Origin of the sequence: Candidatus Uabimicrobium helgolandensis (genome assembly GCF_041508025.1) — a bacterium.
Lineage (GTDB): Bacteria > Planctomycetota > Uabimicrobiia > Uabimicrobiales > Uabimicrobiaceae > Uabimicrobium > Uabimicrobium helgolandensis.
The window spans coordinates 8063960-8083197 of sequence record NZ_CP165719.1 but is presented as its reverse complement, the minus strand read 5'-3'; the positions used below and the strand labels follow the sequence as shown (position 1 = coordinate 8083197).

Below are 19238 nucleotides of genomic sequence, written 5' to 3'. Positions count from 1 at the left end.
CAGCCAGAAATTCTGAAATAAAAATACGCATGAAAAATAAATCGAAAGAAACACCAAGACTTCAACCTTTATTTTCTGGGCGATTGAAAATGGCAATCGAATAAAGGGCAGTATTTTCAAAGGACGGATCTTTTGTGGGTGAGTAATAAAAATAGATTTTATACTAAAGTGTGTCAATATTTTTTTGATGTAGCCATGTTCAGCTAAAAAATTTCGTCCTTTTTCAAAGTTGCCAGAAAAGTAGAGCATAGAAACTAATGCTGTTGTCATAATTTCTGAATTAGTCATTTAAACTTGAGGATCTTCTACAATCTTGAGTGCTTGTGTTATCTCATCACATATACAGAAAACACTTATAATTTCTTTTTCCATGACTTTCTCGTTCTTGTTTTTCCTACTTTAAGAGAAGAGTCGTTATAACAGTATAAAAAAACGATGTGTGCAATTCGATTTTTGAGGTTCGTGGTCGTGGATCGATATTCCATGTGCGAAAATTAGACGATTAACTTTGAAAGCATACAAATTATTCTATAGAGTAGTTTTTTCTTTTGAGTCTATTATTTGGGCTATCTTAGCAACATCGAATACTGCACTACATTCATTTGCTGATGCTCTTGCTATAGAGAAAAACCTTGCTTTCTCTTTTTTGCTAAATTTGGCATTGCCTTCTGCTATATTAAGAGGGACTCAAAGCGATGCTCTTTTTAGCTGATCCTTTAAATAGCTGTAACCTGATGGCATTTTCTCCATCACATTAAATGTTTCTTTTGTATATTCTAGTGATACTTGATATACATCTAATTTTTCATGATTAAAATTCATTGCATTACCCTTACTTCGTGCCATGTGCCACGACTGTGTCTCACGAGATTCGAACTGCGCACATCGAATTTGTAAGAGTAATTATACCAGACTATACGATAACTTTTATAGGTCGCAACTTGGGTTATCATAGTAAATTCACAAAACAACATCTTAAAAAACACGGATCTTTGTTTTATAGAATGCTATCAATAACTTCTTCCATTCTATGAATGGATGCTTCTATGGAGAATTTTTTTTGTGCTTCTTCATATGCTTTTTTGCCGAGCAAGATACATTGCTTTTGGTTATTGTGCAATTTATCCATACTTTTGGCTAGTTTGTTTGGGTTTTTTGGAAGAACTAATAAACCGCTTTTATTGTGTTCTATAATTTCTAGCGGTCCTCCTGCGGCAGATGCGATGACTGGTTTTCGGGCAAACATACCTTCTATAATTGTTATTCCAAAAGGTTCAGGAGTTGTTGAAGCGTGAATGATTACGTCGCTACCACTAACGATTTGCGGAACATCTTTGCGGAAACCAGTAAAGATAACGTTCTCGTTCGTCGCGAGCTGTTGTAAACGTTCAAAGAATGGTCTGTCGCTTTCATGTGTATAATCACCCACAACTAGCAAAACTGAGTTTTTTTTGTTGTGCATTTCTTTGAAGGCGGAAATGGCAATGTGTTGACCTTTCCATTCCTGTAAACGACCAACTATAGTGTAAATAAATTTGTGTGGAGCTATTGCAAATTCTTTGCACAAAAAATTTCGCGCTTGATTGTGGTCGATATTGGTAAATTTGCTAATATTTGCTGCAGGATAGACAATGGAAGCTTTTTTATTGAGTATTTCTTTTATACTTACTGCAGTGAACTGTGAGTTGGCTAAATAATGGTTAGGGCGTAGGTAGCTTCCTATACAGGTAATAGGAGATTTCCAATATTGCGGATTTATGTCGTTTGCTATGTAGAAAATGCTTTTGGTTTTGGTGAGATAAGCCACTATACTGCCGTATATCCATGAATTATATCCTTTGGCAATAATTAGTTTTATTTTATTTCTTCGTACAAAACGGCAAGCATTTCTAATTGCAATCCCTACTTTATTTAGCTCACGTAAACGACCACCGTGCAAATGTATGATATTTTTAGTTTGTTGTTCTCTTAGGTAATGGAGAAAGTTTCCCGATTTGACAATTCCTAAATAGGCTTCGTTGTTCTTATGGTTTTCTACCATATGCGAAAGATAAGTTTCAACCCCTCCTATAGTATTACCGCCACAATGGATATAAAAAATCTTAGTTTTTGTCGCCATTATTTAGCTTTCGTCTATAATCTTTAATATGCCGAGCCTTTTTTTCTCCAAGCGTTTTGCTGAAATAGGGTACAATGTTTTTAGCTTTTGAGAAAAAACCGATATCTTGAATTCTTCTATCATCCATCTATATTCTTCTATCATCCGCCAAATATAGTTAGGGCTGTTTGCAGCACTTACTTTTAGTTCATTGTATCTTACTGTATGTAGTAGAATCTCTTCGCATTTTCGTTCATCTTTAGACTGGTCATTTGTTGCTTTTTCAATGCGTATTTGTAGACATTTTAAGTACCGCGGATGATTTTGCAATTGTGGAAGAATATAAAATGTGAGAAATTTTTCAGGGAATAGTTGCTTTATGTCGCGATGAATCGTTGCTTTGTAGTCCTTCGAAAATTTTCCTTCGTATAATGCTTCTTCAATGCGATCGAGTTCATCGATAATCTCTTCTAATAAATCGATATACTCTATAGTTATCTTTGGCAAAGTTTGGATAATATTTCGCGACTTTTCTTGAAAAGCTTCCCTTGTACGAATTACTTCATCGCTATGAAGTAAAGTATTCCGCAAAAAATCGATGCTTTCTTTTTTAACATTATCGCTCAGAGAGAAGTGTTTCATATCTCCTTGCAATTCTTTAGATAACTTTAGTAATCGCTCTAGTTTTTTTAGTTCTTTTTCTAGTGATGTTGTTAGTAAAAAATTAGTGGCTTCGCGAGTCGCTTTCTCAGCAATATTTAATTTGCGAAATAAGGTACGATGGACTTGTTTGTTTGTTAGTTGTAACCCTGGGTAACCAAGATAAGGGATATCTCCCATTTCTTCTGTGACGTTTATAGACTCAGGTAGTTCATTGAAATCCCATGTAGATAAGTTTTTTAGCGTCCATTTTCTGGCTGCTTTGTGCCAGGCATCGTCTTGGGATTTCGCTTGGAAGCGCTTTTGTAAACTAGATAGATCTCGATCTATGGCGAGAACGTTATTATTTTTATCTACGATTTGAAAACGCATTTTTAAGTACAAATCTAGGCGATCTAAGCGCCACTCCTCTTTGGGGATAGACAAGGAAAATTCGTTGCGAATATATTTACGGATTTCACTTAAAAGAGTGTTATGTGAACGTGGAAGTCCTTTGTATATTCTATGTGCGTGATCTGCAAGAGGTTGCATTTTGCGTCTTGTATCTTTAGGAAGGCTACGCAATAAACAATGAATTTTGTCTTCAAGCATGCCAGGAACTAGCCATTCGAAAGGTTCAGGAGTAAGTTGATGTAGTAAATTTCTGCTAATAGAAAGTGTTACTCCGTCCTTTTCATCAACAGGTTCAAAATGGTAATTAAGAGGCATTTCTAAATCACCAAGCATAATATAATCGGGAAATAGTTCTTCGTTTATATTCGGCTCATCATCTATTTGCAGAATATCTGATTGTTTCATGTAGAGTTTTTGATACTTGGGGTTTTCGCGCAGAAATTTTCTTAACTCGCGTACATCTACTACATTAGGTAATGCTTGATAGTAAAATTCTTTGAGATCTTCGTCTTCTACAAGCAAGGTATGTTTACGAATTTTATTTTCCATTTGTACAACAGACTCTATAAGTTTACGATTAGCTTTGAGAAAAGAAAATGGATGATAAACTTCTTCATCAATAATTGCTTGTACAAATAGATCTCGCGATACTTTGCGGTTGATTTTTCCATAATAAGTACGTTTTTGCGGTACAATGACGAGACCAAACAAAGTAACTTTCTTGTCAGCAACTGGTTGCTGGCCCTTTAGATCCCAACGAGCATTACTATATGAATAATGGCATAGATCGCGTGCAAGAGGCTCAATCCACTCTGGTTGAATCTTAGCAACTGTTCTCGCAAATAACTGTGAGGTTTCAACAAGTTCTGCGGCAACGATCCATGCAAATCCTCTACTGTATTGTCCCGAACCAGGAAAAATAATATATTCTTTATTTGCACGTCCAAGGTAGTTGTTTTTTTCTTTTTTACTACATATATTACTTAAAAAACCACTGAGAATTGCTTTATGAGTAGCTTCATAAGACGCTGGATGTTCATTTACTGTTGCGCTATTTTCCTGTTTCATTATGCTAGCAAGTTGTTTGTGAATGTCGCGCCACTCGCGCATTCGCGGATAAGACAAAAAATGTTTGTTGCAAAATTTACGCACTTTATTTTGAGTTTTTAGTGTTTCCCATGATTCTTGATATTTGTCCCAAATGTTTAAAAAAGATACAAAGTCAGAGTGCTGATCTATAAACATTTGGTGCATGCGGTCCGCTTCTTCTTGTTTTTCCACGGGACGTTGTCTTGGGTCTGGTATACTAAGAGCGGATGCAATTACAAGAACTTCGCGTAGCGAATTTTCTTGTTGCGCTTCTATTAACATGCGCGATGTTCGCGGATCAATGGGAAGGCGCGACATTTTTCTACCTAATGTGGTAAGCATTTTTCTGGTGTCGAGAGCGCCAAGTTCGCCAAGTATGTCAAAACCATCTAGTATTGCCGTTCGTGAAGGTGGTTCGATAAAAGGAAATATTTCGATGTCCCCAAGTTTGAGAGATATCATTCGCAAAATAACTTCTGCTAAGTTTGAACGGCGAATTTCAGGAGAGGTATACTTTTCGCGACTGAGAAAATCTTCTTCGCTGTATAAACGAATACACACTCCATCGGCAACACGTCCGCATCTACCTTTACGCTGATTAGCACTACTTTGCGAAATGGCTTCTATAGGTAAACGCTGGGTTCTGGTTCGTGGAGAGTAGCGACTAATTCGCGCGCAACCACTGTCTACAACATAACGAATACCAGGTATGGTAAGTGATGTTTCTGCAATGTTTGTCGAAACGATAATTTTGCGAAGATTACTATTGCGGAAAACACGATTCTGTTCTTTAGAAGATAAACGACCAAATAGAGGAAGAATATCGTAACTCTGACTCCACTTTTGAAGTTTTTCTACGGTTTCGCGAATGTCTTGCTCGGCAGCCATAAATACCAAGATGTCGCCATGACTTTCTTCGCTACCAACAACGAGATCAACTGCTTGCACTGCTGCGTCTATAAGAGTTATTTCTCCTGAATCCTCAAGTTCTTTATCAAGAGGAAGATACATAACTTCTACTGGATATAAGCGCCCTGAAACTTCGATGATAGGAGCATCGTCAAAATACTTGGAGAATCTTTCCGTGTCTATTGTTGCAGAAGAAATAATGATTTTTAGTTCTGGTCTCTTTTTCAAAAGTTGTTTCAAATAACCAAGAATAAAATCAATGTTAAGACTACGCTCGTGCGCTTCGTCAATAATAATGGTATCGTATTCCATCAAGAAACGATCGTTTTGGGTTTCTGCTAGCAAGATACCATCGGTCATTAGTTTGATGTATGATTTGTCAGAATCGCTGCTTGTGAAGCGAATTTTGTAACTAACAGTTTCTTTGTTACTTGTAGACAACTCTTCGCGGATACGTTCTGCTATTGATGTTGCGGCGATACGCCGTGGTTGTGTACAGCCTATTTTTCCTGAAATACCGCAGCCCGCCTCAACACACATTTTGGGTAATTGTGTCGTTTTTCCAGAACCGGTTTCGCCGCAAATAACAACGACTGAATGATTGCGAATAGTTTGGATAATTTCATCTTTTTTTTCAAGGATTGGAAGTCCCGCAGGATAGGTAATAGCTGGTACATTTTCTTTGCGATATTCGTAGAGCGCTATGGACTCTTCAATACGGATATTTGCTTCTAGTAGTCTATTTTCGATGTTGCGATTTTGACGTTTGTTTTTTTTAATGCTGTGTAGCATTTTACCTAGACGATAACGATCACGCGGAAGACAGTTTTTTATTTGTTGGCTCAAAGATTCTAAAGACAGCACGATTCAAACACCTCGATAGTAAAAAAGACGCCTAGAGCAAAAGATAAGCCGGATTCTGTTCCCATAAATGAGTAACGATCATTTATCTAGGGTAAATGTTGCCATTTACCTCATACGGTCTACCCTGGAGTCAAGTGAGACGGACAGCCTCTTCTCCTTTATTTGACCTCTCATCAGGTGGGGTTTACCCTGCCAGAAATGTCACCATTTCTGCGGTGAGCTCTTACCTCGCCATTTCACCCTTACCTACAAAGTAGGCGGTATATTTTCTGCGGCACTTTCCCTAAGATTGCTCTCGGTGGATGTTATCCACCACCTCGTCCTATGATGTCCGGACTTTCCTCTGTGAACAAGTCACAGCGATCGCTTTTTTTACTCTTGGCGTCTAAAAGATTTAATAAAATGTATAATAACTAGAGCGTGTCTTCACATAACTTTAACATAATTAAGTTTAATAGCATCATTGATTTTTGTAAAAATTGTTTTGTAAGGTCGTTTAATGATTGCATTTTGTAATCTAAAATGATTTTAGACACTCTAGAATAAGGGAAGCAGAAAAAATAAATATCCCCATTTTACTTGTTCTTTTGTTCATTCGCTTCGTTGTTCCTCTGTTACAGAATAAAGACTATGTGCCTTCGTCACGCCTTGCGAATGAACAAAATCCCTGTATAAAATTTGGGTATATTATTTATTTCCACTTCCCTAAATAAAACCCTGAAAAGAGAAAAAGGTTTGTTTTATTTAGAAGTTTTTTATAAAGAAGTGTCTACAAGTCCTTTTAAAGGACTTGTAGGTTGGATAAAAAGAAAATTTACATCAATTTTTCAACAGTTACTTGTTCTTTATCTGTATGTAAACTACCTTCTTCTACTGAATCTTTTGATAATTGAATTATCGAGGATTTTTGGTGTGGGGTACCTGCTTTGATTTGCATCGAACGAAGTCCACCTAACCACGCACGAGGATCAGAAACGAATAAGAGGTCTCCAGGTATTGCACTGAGCTTATCCATATCTATTTGTGATAAGTGTGCTTCTGAGACGTCTGCTATTTCGATTGTCAAATTGAGTTTTACTCCGACTCCCTCTTCACTTGGTTCACCACCTTTATAGCTGCGTTTCGCATCGTCGATCGTACAAATTGTTAAACCAGAAGTTTCTTCCTCGTCGCTATTTTTTGTTATCACAGTGGCTATAATTGCGATGACAAAAGAAACTACAGTACCAAAAAACGCGCGCATGTGACTGTAGGCAACGTATTCGCCTTCTTTTAAGTTACCATCTTGATGGGCAACTAGATTAACTCCGTGGTCAATTAGTTCTATCATACTTGGAAATGCAATAGATAGTAAAGTGATAGCAAAGCCTAGTATTAATGTAATAAAGGCAGCGTTTGCAGTAAAGCGTTTCCACATAATAGCCAGTACAATAACTACAATCATTGGTGGAGTCATTAGTGAAATAAAGTGAGTAAACGCTTCAGAGATCAGAGAAAATTGGCTATATATAGGAACGAGTAGTACCCCTGCGCCCGTTGCAAACAAGGCGAAATATCTTGCCATATGTAGATAGTATTTATCATCTTGTCCTGGTTTGATGTACGGACGCCAAATGTCATTGACTGCGATAGCGGATACTGCGTTGATGAGAGTATCTAGAGTAGACATAAGGGCGGCAATAAGAGCGGCAATAACGAGGCCAAAAATTCCTGGGCTACAAACTAAATTGGAAACAGTGACAAATATATCTCGTGCTTTTACATCGTTTGCTAGTTCACCAGATGCAACTAACGATGTACCTAACCATCCAGCATTACTTACTGCGATTGCTGCTATAGGCATGAACATTATAATTACAACACAAATAGCCTTCTTACCGTCGCGAACACTTTTTACTGACATAAAACGCATAAGAACACCTTGATTCATGCAGTAAAAGGCGATGGAACCAGTAACTGCGTCAGACCAAAAAGCTCCGATTGCGTGAAACTCGGGGGGACTATTGTAATTAGGAAATGGAAGTTTGTGATCCATTGGCATTGCTGACCACCAGTTGGAAAAACCACCAATATGGTAAAGTCCTAGACCAAAAACTAAAAGACCAGCGCCAATTAGAATAAAACCTTGTAAGAGGTCGGTCATGATAACTGATGTTTGTCCTCCGTGGTGCATATACATAATAGAGAACAAAGCGACACCTATTGCTGATCCGTACAGTATCCAAATGTCTTGTGTGAATGGTCCTATTAGTTCTGTAGAACCGTTGCCAAACAAACCTTTGAATGCTGTTCCAATCGTAAATAGATTGATACCTATATATCCGATTAAGTAAATCATGATGATAAATAGAGCGGCTAGACGGGTTTTGCTATCAAAACGTCGACCGAAGTATTCTGGAATGGACAGTACTCTTGAAAAGTAAATAATAGGTAACCAGGCGAGCATAAAAATAGGTAAGATAAACCAATCATTGGTGTAGTAAGTAACAGAACTTAGCCCAGCTTTGTAACCTAGTTCTGCGTAATTGATGAAACTGTAAGAACCAACAAGTGTCGCAACGCAGGAAATCGCGACTAGCCACCATGAAAAACGCTGTCCGCCTAAGAAAAAATCTTTGGTTGATTTTGTGTAGCGCCCAAACCATATCCCAGAGGCCAGAATTCCTGTAAAATAAAGACCTATGACTGTATAGTCGGCCCAGTGTAATTCTATCACAAATGTTTCCTTTATTTAGTAACTAAGTACGTCCAAAAAGAATGTACCCCTAGAAAAAATATAAATCCGAAAAATAACAGTGTTAAAGTTCCACGATCTTGTTTGGAGGACATTTTTAATGCTTTTGTTTTTACAGCCCAGAAAACCACGGTAAAAAAGATCATTCCCCCAATGACATATTGATAAACAAGAGACTGCCAATATTGAGGAAGGGATTGCCACCATTCAAACATAGAAAGCCTTTCTAGCCTGTGATAATATTATTATTATGTAGTAGTTTTTTGATTTCTTTTAAAACTTCAAGAGAACAAGTGATATACATTAGATCGTCTAATTGAATTTGTCTATCTCCGCGTGGAAATTTCAAGCGTTCTTCTCCAGAGATAAGTTTCAAGACAACAAGGTCTTTCGCCATGAGTTCGTCGAGACTCATTCCCATAACTGCGCATTCATGCTCTATGCGAATTTTGGCAGAAACAAAAAGTTCTTTATCTACGCGTACTGTTTGGAAAACAGTTTGGTCAATAGATGCTGCTGCAAATACTGAGGCTGACAAGCCAGAAGCGCTAAACGCAATTTTTAAACCGAAAGCATTTTTTACTTTTTTTGCCAAGTCTTGATCGAACATTCTCATGACAATAATGATGTCTTCTCTTTTTTCTCTGGCCATAAGCGCGACTTCCATGTTGAGTAAGTCATCTCCTGTACAAATAATCAGAGATTTAGCATGTTGAATCTGTGCAGCGTCGAGACTATCGCTGTTCTTGAGATTTTCGATGAGAACTTTACAGCCGCGTTTTTTCGCAACTTCGACTAAGTCTTTATCATCTCCACGGTCTATAATCACAAAATCTTGTTGCAAGCGGTACAGCTCTTTAGCAATTTGATATCCAACATTCCCCAATCCGCAGATAATAATATGATCTTTCATCTTGACTTTCTCCCTACTCATTAATCGCGAAATTCTTTCAGAAACTAAGTAATTGACTATGACACTAAAACCAATGGTTACACACATTAAACCCATAGCGGCTTGGATTACCATTAGTGTTCCTGTAACCAGTTCGATCTTTTCCAGATTGAGGTTAAGTGGTTCTCCAGCGGTAAATAGCATTAAGGTAATGAACACAGAATTAGTAAACGTTTTTTCTTCTGCTATCATTAACACTGCGACAGTAAGTGCGGAGAAAAAGATAAATATCCACGTCAAATAGACAAATATTTTTTTCAAAATGTTCTCCTAATTTTGTAGATTTTGCAAGAGGTTACGTGTCTGAGGTAATTATTTTTCTTACAAATAACAAAAACGCTTAAAATTACCTAGTGATAAAATGCGAAAGACACGTTTGAAATTTTAAAACGCTATTGTAACTAAATTCTCAACGTTGGTCAATTGTTTGACTTTTTTCAAGAAAAACAAAGTTTATAGAGGTAAGTAATTTTTATTTTTGTGGGTTAGGGCGTAGACATGCTCTGTAAGTTGGGTTAAAATGGGTATCCCAAAGATATAGAAATACTTTTGTGTAAATATGTAGGGATGCCTTTTGTCGGTTTCCGTGGTAACGATCATTACCTACTTATGTAACGAACGTAACACTGTACCAGGGCGACACCTTTTTGTTTTATACGAGAACAACTATTTAGAGAGGTATAAAAGGAGATAATAATGCTACTGAGGATGTCAGTGATTGTTACCATCGTAATAGCTAGTGTACTGGCAAATGAGAATGAGGTTGTACAGAAGTGGTTACAAGCGAATAAGATGTTTAAGAATGCGCAAAGCAAGGAGCAGTATCTAGAAGTCGTTAGTATGTATGAAGAGATTATTGATAAAGGTGTAAAAAATGGCTATGTTTACTACAACCTAGCAAATACGTATTTGAAAGCGCAACGACTTGATTATGCTATTCTCAATTATAAGCGCGCTGAGAGATATATTCCCACTGACCCGTACTTGATTGAACACTTAAAATTAGCGACAGCGCAACTGCAGGAAAAAATAGAATTCAAAAAAGTGGAAGAGCAAATAGCTTTGCGTTATCTATTTTTTTGGCATTTTAATTGGAAATACGATATGCGTTTGTTAGTATTTATAATTGTATACACGTGCTTTTGGTTACTGTTAATTGCTAAATTGTTATCTTGGAAAATACCTTTTTGGAATTTGTTTGTTCCAACTACTGTTGTCTTGTTAGCTATTGGTGGTAGTGTGGCTCATGATGTTTTTTTTGAAGTCGAAAATTCTACTGCTGTTCTTGTGGGCAATAATATTGAGATCCGTAAAGGAGATGCTGCCACATACGAAGAGCTTTATGGTGAGCAAAAAATTCCTGGCGGTGTAGAGGTCAAAGTTTTAGAACAACGTAATGACTGGAGTAAAATCGAGTTACCTGATCGCTTGCACGGGTGGGTAAAAAGTAATTTTATAAAAAAAATATATGACTAATATTAATAGTGAAGAGTTAAAAGACATTATATATACTGTTTCTTCTCACTTTAGTGAAGACACTAACTTTCCTCAACATTTTGTGGATACAGTGTGTAAGAAGTTCGAACAGACAGGTAGGGATTGGGAGGCGACTGTTTTAGAAGTTTTTGAAGAAATGGGTCGTAGAGAAATGATTCCCTTTTACCGCATTTATGTCAAAGAAAAAGAAAGTACTTATAGCAGCTTGAAGCAAGAAAAAATTGAGTTGCTCGTTGGTCCAACTTCTAATGACGAATATATTCCTTGGGAAACGCAAAAAATTGCTCAAGCCTTGGAACGCGAAGGTGGTATTCCAAAGCATATTGCACAAAAAGTAGCATTCTCTGTTGAACAAAAAGTTATTCGTTCCGACAATCGCTATATTAGCACTGCGCTAATTCGCGATCTTGTTAATAGTGAGTTATTTTTAAGTGGACATGGCTATTACGTAAAAAAGCAAACTGTTCTTGGAATTCCAAAATATAATCTAAATAGCCTTTTATATACGCGCAATGGTGACTCTAATATAAGAAGTGTACGACAACTAGAAAACAAAATTGCTAGCAATACATTCCGTCAATATGCTCTAGAAGAAGTTTTTTCAAAAGAGGTTGCTCAGGCTCACCTATCGGGAACTATTCATATTGAAGATCTGGAATGGCCTGTAAAATATTTTTCGATTAACAGTGATATTCCCTCTCAGTTTCAAATAAAAAAAAATTCTGATATTGAAAATATTGTAGAGTTGCTTGCTAATATTCAGAGAGTATCGCAATTTATTAGTCATTCGCTAAATATTTATAGTATAGATACAGAGGAGATGAATTGGAATAAATCGATGCTAAAATCGTTTATTTCAGGTATCTCTCAAAATAGTTCTTTAAGCTACAACATAATTCTACACCACTTGGAATCAACATTTACTGATAATTTGTGTAAGTGTTACAAAGATTTTTCCAATGATGACAAGTATAAATTGCCACGTTTTTGGGTGCCAGTAAACCCAGACAGTTTTAAAAATGAAAAGCTTCTTAAAAAAATATGCAATATTGCACTGACAACTAATAATATCAACTATTATTTTAAACCTGAAAACCTTTATGATGAGAACAGTGCTCCTATCACTGGGTGTGCTATGAATGCCTTTGTTATTAACATTTTACGCGCTGCACTTTCGGCAAAAGAAAAAGAAAATCTTTGGGAAGAATTGAAGCAAACTTTTGGTTTGACTGTAAAAGCACACTTAGATAAGAAAAGATTTTTATTTAATCTTGCTGATGGGCCACTAAGACAACTCACTAAATATAATAATGTTTGCCAAGTTGATATAAATAACTCTATATGTTTTTTGAGCATTGCCGGGCTTCCAGAAGCCGTTCACTTTCTCTGCGATGGGAATGACATGAGTGATGGTGAAGGATGGGAATTAGCTATTGAAATCCTTGAACGTTTGAATGAAATGGCTGTTAATTTAGAACAAAGGTATGACATACGCATAAAATTGGTCGATTATTCTAACAGCAAAGCCACAGAACACTTCGAAAAAGTCCATAAATCTATCCTCAGTAAGCTCCCTATTAATAAATACACATTTGGTCCACATTTTTGCTCTTCTACAGAAATGAACTATCGCGAAAAAATACTCAAAGAAGGTCAGTTACATCAGTATATAAAGTCTTATATAAACATTCAGAACATTAAAGATAGCAAATCTCTTCTTTCTTTACTTGAATTCACTTATCAAGAAACAGATGCTAATATTTTGCGTATTATTTAGCTTGGATCTATCTGACCACTATGTATAAATAAGCATCGTATATTCATAAAGTTCAAATCGAAAATCGGAGGATTTTATGTCGGAAATAAATAAATATTTTAGAGATTGGTTATCGAGCGGTTTTGATTTTGAATCATTTGTAAAGTTACGAACGCTAATTCTGAAAGATGCAGATTATAATTTTTATAAAGATACTACCACTCAGTTAGTTGAATGGTTAGATTTAGAAGAATATCAAAAAATTGTAGATCAATGCAAAAATGCAGGAGTTAATGAAATTTTATGTCCTGGATTTCATAAATATATAGGAATTGCTCTCAAGAGACAAGGAAATCTAGAAGGATTCAAAGCGGAAACGGCTATTTATAGTTACTGTATTAAAATGATTTTACAATGTGGTGAAGGTACGCTGCAAAAGCCTTATCAGGTATTACGAATTTCAGATGAATATGAGGTAATGAAAATTCTACAAAAGCAAATGGCTAAACAGTCTTTGATATCCCAAAATGATAAACATTATGATATGATAGAATGTACAGATGGCTCAATACTTTATTTTGATGTCAGCGTGTCAAAAAATAGTGTTGATAACCTTATGCTAGTAAAAAATAACCTTCTTTCTGATACCATGAAGCAAGGAGATGCCAGAAGTAATACTTTACTTGAGAGTAAAGAGAGTAAAGAAAATTATCATTGTTCAAATAATAAGTTGGTTTGGTTAATAGCAATTTTATTTATAGTAATATGTCTAGTTATGATATTTAAGTCGTAATACTGGTAATTTTATTATCGTTATTACTTATGCGTGTAATTTGTTGTTCCTACCTGACAAGCAATATTTCTAATTTTTATCGATATCTTGCTAAAATATATCGACTTCAAAGCAAAAATTAATATCTTATAAACAACTCACCAAAGAATTTATCTCTCAACAAACTCTTTTTTCTTCCTCTATTTGCGCTAGGTTAAAACAAAAAAATTGTATTCAATTAACCGTTATTTTATATTTTAATCGTTGATATTAAAATATGGCATAAAATTTGCAAAACACACTATGAAATACTGATATTTTGCGCTAGGTTAAAACAAAAAAGTTGTATTCAATTAGCCGTTATTTTATATTTTAATCGTTGATATTGAAATTTGGCGTAAAATTTGCGTAAAACACTATAAAATACTGATATATTGTAAGGAGAGTACGATGAAAAAATCTTATCTATTTGTATCTATTTTAATCGCTTTGTTTAGTATACACCCTCTTTTGGCTAACAACGGAGGATGGTTGAATGAGTGGAATAAATTAAAAAAAACGTACGAAAAAGAGGCTGGCAAAGATCGTCCTAAAGAAAAGTTTCTCAGTGCCTTTGATAAAAGTAGCTTAACGCCGTCTTTAAAGGACTTAGATAAAAAACATCGTCGTCTTGAAAAATTATCAGACGAAGAGTTACGCGAAGAATTTGATGTTTTTGAAAAGAAATTTAAAAAATTTACAGAGAAAAAAAGCAAATATAGTAATTATATTGAAGATACTTTAATTAAGAATTTAAAAGATAAGAAGCAAAAGAAAGCTTGTCAAAACCTTATAGATAAAATGGACAAGTTAGAGTATAAAATTCATAAATTTATAATAAATTTTAATAAAGTAAAAAAAGAGTATTTTGAAATCACTTTTGATCTCATTACATGCGACGACAAGACATTTACTTTACTAGAACCTGATGGAGTGATTAAAGTTAAAGTTACTCTTGTCAAAGGCGCTATGAAGACATATAAAAAAACAATTGAGTCTCTTACAAAAAATAGACTCAAAAAAATACGAAAAAATTTAGAAAAAAAACTCATTGATATTGACTTAAATCTTATCGAGGATACGGTAACTTCTATAATTAGTGGTAAACTCGACAAAGAAGGCGCTAAGGCTTTAAATAAAGCTCAAAAAGACTGCAATCGTGCAATAGAAGAAGCTGAAAATCAAGTAGATAGAATAGTCCACCAAGTATGGATGGAAATGCATCGCGCAAAAATTCGTTATCGTAAATATAGATTAAATGCTGCTAAGAGCATTGGTAAACAAATTGTTAAACTCACTATTAGTTTTGGACGTCTTGCTCTAAGCAATGGTGCTGATGTTTTGGCGTATTTGAAAGTAGCTAAAGAAATTTATGAATTAGGAAAAACTATTTATACATTAACACTTACACCGGAAAAAGTTGGTGACGAATTAATGAAACAAATAATAGAGTATGCTGAAGTTGATGCAAAATTAAAAGATACTCCATTGAATCCTGTATTACTGAAAAAACAAAAAACATTTGAAGAAAAAATTCCAACCCAGATTCAGCTTTTTGTTAATAAAACATCTGGTCTTTATGAAACAGCAGGTAAGCTAGGTGTTAAAATTGATAAACTCGAAGAAAAAAAAGCAAAACTTGAAGAATTTAACAAATTTCTTGAAGGTGAAAAACTCACTAAAATAAATAAAAGTTTAGAAGAAGTAAAAAAAGAACACGAAAAACTTATTAAAAGAATAGAAGAAGCAACAGCAACTATAAAAGTTGTCCAGAACGCATTTAGCAACACCAAAGAATCAATAGTTTTAAAAATCCAAAAAAATGCAGAAAAAGCGTACTCTATTGCCCAAAAAATAAAAAGTGTCGGAAAGAAATTACTTGAAGTTGCTAAAGATTTAGATGTCGTTTTGTAAACTAAACTACTCTACTACTGAATATCTCCACCATAGCGAATAGATTTTTGGCGTTTTGTGGCATAAATCCAATTTATCTCAGTTGGTGGCGAAATAAAATTGCGATATGCTAAGGACATTTGTTTTGCTGCGCGTATATATGGCATTTGTCCTGTCATTGTTCCTAAACCTGGACAAAGTAGAGCATTTATTTTTTTGAAACTGTTAGTGTTATGATGTTGGATAGCAAGTAATGTGGCCCACATAGCATTGTAGACATTATCAGTTCTCGCTATTTTCATTGGCATACGCATTGTTGGACTGTGTGCTAAAAATGGATGTTTGGGATGATTTGTTTCAATGATAAAAGATGTTCCTACTGGTTGTTCTCCGCAGAAATTATTGATTATTTTTTGCTGTACACGGTCCATTAACTCAAGTCCAAAGTACTTAGTAATCGCGCGATCAACTCCACCGTCCATAAGCCCAAATGAATTTGCAGGGCTCACCATACAGTCAAAATCGCTGACTTCTTCAAAATAACCATGAACAATTTCTACATTTTGTAGACCAGAGAATTGTACTCGCCACTGCGAGCACAATTCTTCTATCGGATCGACTAAAATTAGCTTTAGTGGCATAAATTATTTGCATCCACCGACTTTTTGACCGCAATCACACATCTTCGCATCATTTCCTAGTACGGCACCAATTCCGCCACAAGAACCTTTAATGCGACGGTTACTGAAAATGACGCCTACAGCCATAAGTGAAAAAGCTGTTAGAAAAAAGGATATAGCGACAACAACGTTTATCATAGTATTTTCCTTAAATTGTATTCCCGTGAACAATAGTTCGTAAGTCTTGTATTGCTTGCTCTAATTCATAAGACTGAGCGTGTAGTTTTTCAGCAGCAGATGCTCCTTCTTGGGTATTTGCTACATTTAATTGTACAATATTGTCAATTTCTCCAACTGAATTTTTTACTTGTTCCATGCCTCCTACTTGATCAGATAAAGCTTCGGCAATTGCTTTTGTTGTATCCGCAAGTTTTTGGATACGATGGAAGATATTGTCAAAAGTTTTTTGTACATCTGTTACTGAGGTGACACCTTCTTCAACGTAGCGCTTAGACTGATCAATTAGAAAAATAATGTTCTTTGCCCCTTGTGAAGTTCGCTGTGCTAAATCTCGTATTTCGTTAGCGACAACCACAAACCCTTTCCCTGCTTCTCCTGCTTTTGCTGCTTCAACAGAAGCATTTAGAGACAATATATTTGTCTGAAAAGCAATTTCTTGTATGGTGTTTACAATTTCTTCTGTGCGATTAGAAGAACTTAATATATTGTGCATCGCACCTTGCAAGCGATTAACAGTATCATTTCCCAAAGCAGCTAGTTCTTTGGTTCGCGTAGACATCTCATCAATTTCAATAGTACTTTTGCTATTTTGTTGGGTCATTGAAGCCATTTGTTCCAAGGTATTAGCTACTTTTTCTACGCTAGATGCTTGCTCATGAGCTCCACTAGATATTTGGACACTTAAATTATACAACTCATCAGAAGCCCTTGTTATACTTTGAAATGTTGCCGATAGAGAATCTGATATTTGATGAAGTTTACGTGTCGAGATAGATAGTGTTATATATGTTAGAACAATGATAATTATTATGGCTAGTACCGAAAAAAACATTGTTTTATTTTGAAGGTGTTGCTCGTGTTTTTGTCTTGTGAGAGGCAAATTTTCTACTAATTTTTGAATATCATTTAACATGCTATTACTGCGTAATTTTTGATTATCTATAGTTACCTGGATTTGCTCTGTTGTTTGTTCCTCAGTAAAAAGATCATTGATTTCGTTAGTAAAAACTTGCTGTTGTTCTTTGATGAGATGTAAACTTTTGTACAGCGATAAGTAGTTAGTGTAGTTATCATTATTACTTGAAATGCGATGAAAAAAATGAAGCATTTCATCTAAATGTGCGTGCATTTCTTTACTGATATTTTCAAAATTTTTCTGTTGTTGTTGTGTCAGAGAAGATTCATTGGTAAGGCGATATAAAATAAACTTTTCTACAATATTGAATTCTTTTGTGTGTAAATGATCTAGTTGGTTTATTTTTTTGAGTAAAGGTATTTGGGTTTCTGTTATCTCTTGCACTTGTTGCGAAATTTGATTTACCGAAAGATAAGAAAATATCGCATTGATTGTGATTATCGCGAATAGTGAAATACTAAGAAAAAATATCAGTGTTCTAAGGGAAAGTTTATTTTGCGCCATTGAGATTCTACCTCGAAAAAAGTTTTTTTGTTACTTTTTTAGCTTGTAAAATGATTTCTTCTTCACCGGAAACATAGCGATTTTCCATCACGATTTGTCCATTACAAATAACTGTGTCAACAATTGATCCATTGCCTGCGTAGACTAAATTAGATGTTAAGTTATGACAAGGGACCATTTGCGGGTGATTTAAATCTACTAATAAGAAGTCCGCTAATTTTCCTTGTTTAATTTCTCCTGCATCTATATCAAATATTTTGTGAGCAGTTGTGGTTGCTGCGTGCCATACTTCATTACAATTCATAATTGTTGGGTCGTTTATTTTCCATTTATGTACTAAGGCAGCAAATTTGATTTCTTCAAATATATCGAGATTATTATTCGATGCGCATCCATCTGTACCTAAACAAAAAGGAATTTTGCGGTTCTTTATCTCGGTGTAGGGAAGAAGTTCTCCTACTGCAAGCTTGAAGTTGGCGATGGGGTTGTGAATAATTTTTACATTACGTTGTTTTAGTATATCGAGTTCTTCGTTTTGAAGCCATACGCAATGTGCGGCAATTACATCAGCTTCGAAAAAACCGATTTCTTCTAGATAGTGTACTGGTCGTTTACCGTGTTGTGCAATACAGTCGTCTATTTCTTTTTTCGTTTCACTTAAGTGTATGTGTACAGGGATATTGTTTTGCTGGGCAAATGTTTTTACAAACTCTAAAGTTTGCGTTTCACAAGTGTATATTGCGTGAGGACCAAGTGTTAGTTTAATTCTTGGGTCGTAATTTTTGAAGTCATTCAAAGCTTCCTGAGCTTTTTCATCGTGTTTTTTGGTTTGCATTCCTGGAATATCAATAAATATTTCTGAAATAAAAGCACGAATGCCCATTTCTTCTACTGCTTTTACTGCTTCTCTGTTATGCCAATACATGTCGTTGAATAAAGTCACACCGCATTTTATCATTTCAAGGCAAGCAAGCTTCGTTCCCCAATATATATCTTCAGGAGTTAACAGAGCTTCTCTAGGCCAAATTTTTTGTTGCAACCACTCTTGCAATTTCATGTCGTCACCGTAACCGCGAAATAATGTCATCGCAGCATGAGTGTGACCATTAACTAGAGAAGGAACTGCAGCCTTGTTTTGTGCGTTGATTGTTTTTATTGCTGATTTTTTTTCGCTACCAATATATTCTATTTTAGCGTTTTTTACATATATATTACTTAGTTGGCCGTTAAGTAGAACATTTTCAATTCCGAGGTCCATTACGATCCTTTTCGAGTTTATTAAAACACCTAACTATTAACTAG

General features: G+C 35.3%; 15 protein-coding genes and 1 other RNA gene. 4 read left to right on the top strand and 12 right to left on the bottom strand.

The annotated features are described in order from the left end of the window. Positions 1–528: 528 nt before the first annotated feature. The 8 genes from UABHE_RS29770 to UABHE_RS29735 all read right to left on the bottom strand — a co-directional run bounded on the left by UABHE_RS29770 (position 529) and on the right by UABHE_RS29735 (position 9960). On the bottom strand, positions 529–675 hold the full coding sequence (locus UABHE_RS29770; protein WP_372371594.1) for a four helix bundle protein: 147 nt from the start codon (positions 673–675) through the stop codon (positions 529–531). 12 nt (positions 676–687) lie between these two features. Next, a complete protein-coding gene (locus UABHE_RS29765; RefSeq protein WP_372367015.1) occupies positions 688–822 on the bottom strand; it encodes a hypothetical protein in 135 nt (44 codons plus the stop codon). A gap of 175 nt (positions 823–997) precedes the next feature. Beyond that, the gene (locus UABHE_RS29760; RefSeq protein ID WP_372367014.1) at positions 998–2119 is read right to left on the bottom strand and encodes a glycosyltransferase family 4 protein; all 1122 of its coding nucleotides are present in this window, start codon (positions 2117–2119) and stop codon (positions 998–1000) included. A gap of 3 nt (positions 2120–2122) precedes the next feature. Then, positions 2123–6013: an ATP-dependent RNA helicase HrpA gene (gene hrpA, locus UABHE_RS29755; RefSeq protein ID WP_372367012.1), complete on the bottom strand. Its 3891-nt coding sequence runs from the start codon at positions 6011–6013 to the stop codon at positions 2123–2125. Positions 6014–6042: 29 nt separating this feature from the next. Continuing rightward, an RNA gene (gene rnpB / locus UABHE_RS29750) (RNase P RNA component class A) lies at positions 6043–6392 on the bottom strand. Between the two features lie 435 nt (positions 6393–6827). Continuing rightward, positions 6828–8729 (bottom strand): sodium:solute symporter, encoded by a 1902-nt coding sequence (locus UABHE_RS29745; RefSeq protein WP_372367011.1) that lies wholly within the window; start codon positions 8727–8729, stop codon positions 6828–6830. Between the two features lie 11 nt (positions 8730–8740). Further along, entirely contained in the window at positions 8741–8962 is a 222-nt protein-coding gene (locus UABHE_RS29740) for a hypothetical protein (RefSeq protein ID WP_372367010.1), read from the bottom strand. Between the two features lie 11 nt (positions 8963–8973). Next, positions 8974–9960, bottom strand: a complete 987-nt coding sequence (locus tag UABHE_RS29735) for a TrkA family potassium uptake protein (protein ID WP_372367009.1) — start codon at positions 9958–9960, stop codon at positions 8974–8976. Positions 9961–10395: 435 nt separating this feature from the next. Between UABHE_RS29735 and UABHE_RS29730 the strand changes: the two genes are divergently transcribed. From UABHE_RS29730 to UABHE_RS29715, 4 genes are all read left to right on the top strand, one after another. After that, positions 10396–11175, top strand: coding sequence for a hypothetical protein (locus tag UABHE_RS29730; protein WP_372367008.1), 780 nt, complete (start codon positions 10396–10398; stop codon positions 11173–11175). Next, on the top strand, positions 11168–12973 hold the full coding sequence (gene nrdD, locus UABHE_RS29725; RefSeq protein ID WP_372367007.1) for an anaerobic ribonucleoside-triphosphate reductase: 1806 nt from the start codon (positions 11168–11170) through the stop codon (positions 12971–12973). Before UABHE_RS29730 ends, nrdD begins: the two co-directional genes overlap by 8 nt. A 76-nt stretch (positions 12974–13049) precedes the next feature. Then, positions 13050–13745 (top strand): hypothetical protein, encoded by a 696-nt coding sequence (locus tag UABHE_RS29720; protein ID WP_372367006.1) that lies wholly within the window; start codon positions 13050–13052, stop codon positions 13743–13745. Between the two features lie 429 nt (positions 13746–14174). Further along, positions 14175–15677 carry a hypothetical protein gene (locus UABHE_RS29715; RefSeq protein WP_372367005.1) on the top strand — a complete coding sequence of 501 codons (1503 nt, stop codon included), beginning with the start codon at positions 14175–14177 and terminating at the stop codon, positions 15675–15677. Positions 15678–15691: 14 nt separating this feature from the next. Here the strand turns inward: UABHE_RS29715 and UABHE_RS29710 are convergent, their stop codons facing one another. From UABHE_RS29710 to UABHE_RS29695, 4 genes are read right to left on the bottom strand one after another with little or no spacing between them, the layout of a single operon-like run. Then, entirely contained in the window at positions 15692–16297 is a 606-nt protein-coding gene (locus UABHE_RS29710; protein WP_372367003.1) for a macro domain-containing protein, read from the bottom strand. A 3-nt stretch (positions 16298–16300) separates the two neighbouring features. Beyond that, positions 16301–16474 carry a (Na+)-NQR maturation NqrM gene (nqrM, locus tag UABHE_RS29705; RefSeq protein ID WP_372367001.1) on the bottom strand — a complete coding sequence of 58 codons (174 nt, stop codon included), beginning with the start codon at positions 16472–16474 and terminating at the stop codon, positions 16301–16303. Positions 16475–16484: 10 nt separating this feature from the next. Continuing rightward, positions 16485–17936 carry a methyl-accepting chemotaxis protein gene (locus UABHE_RS29700; RefSeq protein ID WP_372366999.1) on the bottom strand — a complete coding sequence of 484 codons (1452 nt, stop codon included), beginning with the start codon at positions 17934–17936 and terminating at the stop codon, positions 16485–16487. 7 nt (positions 17937–17943) lie between these two features. Further along, on the bottom strand, positions 17944–19194 hold the full coding sequence (locus UABHE_RS29695) for an amidohydrolase (RefSeq protein ID WP_372366997.1): 1251 nt from the start codon (positions 19192–19194) through the stop codon (positions 17944–17946). Positions 19195–19238: the final 44 nt, after the last annotated feature.

Coding starts and splice junctions, on each gene's coding strand:
- UABHE_RS29765 (WP_372367015.1), bottom strand. CDS start 822: ATGAATTTTAATCATGAAAAATTAGATGTATATCAAGTATCACTAGAA.
- UABHE_RS29760 (WP_372367014.1), bottom strand. CDS start 2,119: ATGGCGACAAAAACTAAGATTTTTTATATCCATTGTGGCGGTAATACT.
- UABHE_RS29740 (WP_372367010.1), bottom strand. CDS start 8,962: ATGTTTGAATGGTGGCAATCCCTTCCTCAATATTGGCAGTCTCTTGTT.
- UABHE_RS29730 (WP_372367008.1), top strand. CDS start 10,396: ATGCTACTGAGGATGTCAGTGATTGTTACCATCGTAATAGCTAGTGTA.
- nrdD (WP_372367007.1), top strand. CDS start 11,168: ATGACTAATATTAATAGTGAAGAGTTAAAAGACATTATATATACTGTT.
- UABHE_RS29720 (WP_372367006.1), top strand. CDS start 13,050: ATGTCGGAAATAAATAAATATTTTAGAGATTGGTTATCGAGCGGTTTT.
- UABHE_RS29715 (WP_372367005.1), top strand. CDS start 14,175: ATGAAAAAATCTTATCTATTTGTATCTATTTTAATCGCTTTGTTTAGT.
- UABHE_RS29710 (WP_372367003.1), bottom strand. CDS start 16,297: ATGCCACTAAAGCTAATTTTAGTCGATCCGATAGAAGAATTGTGCTCG.
- nqrM (WP_372367001.1), bottom strand. CDS start 16,474: ATGATAAACGTTGTTGTCGCTATATCCTTTTTTCTAACAGCTTTTTCA.
- UABHE_RS29700 (WP_372366999.1), bottom strand. CDS start 17,936: ATGGCGCAAAATAAACTTTCCCTTAGAACACTGATATTTTTTCTTAGT.
- UABHE_RS29695 (WP_372366997.1), bottom strand. CDS start 19,194: ATGGACCTCGGAATTGAAAATGTTCTACTTAACGGCCAACTAAGTAAT.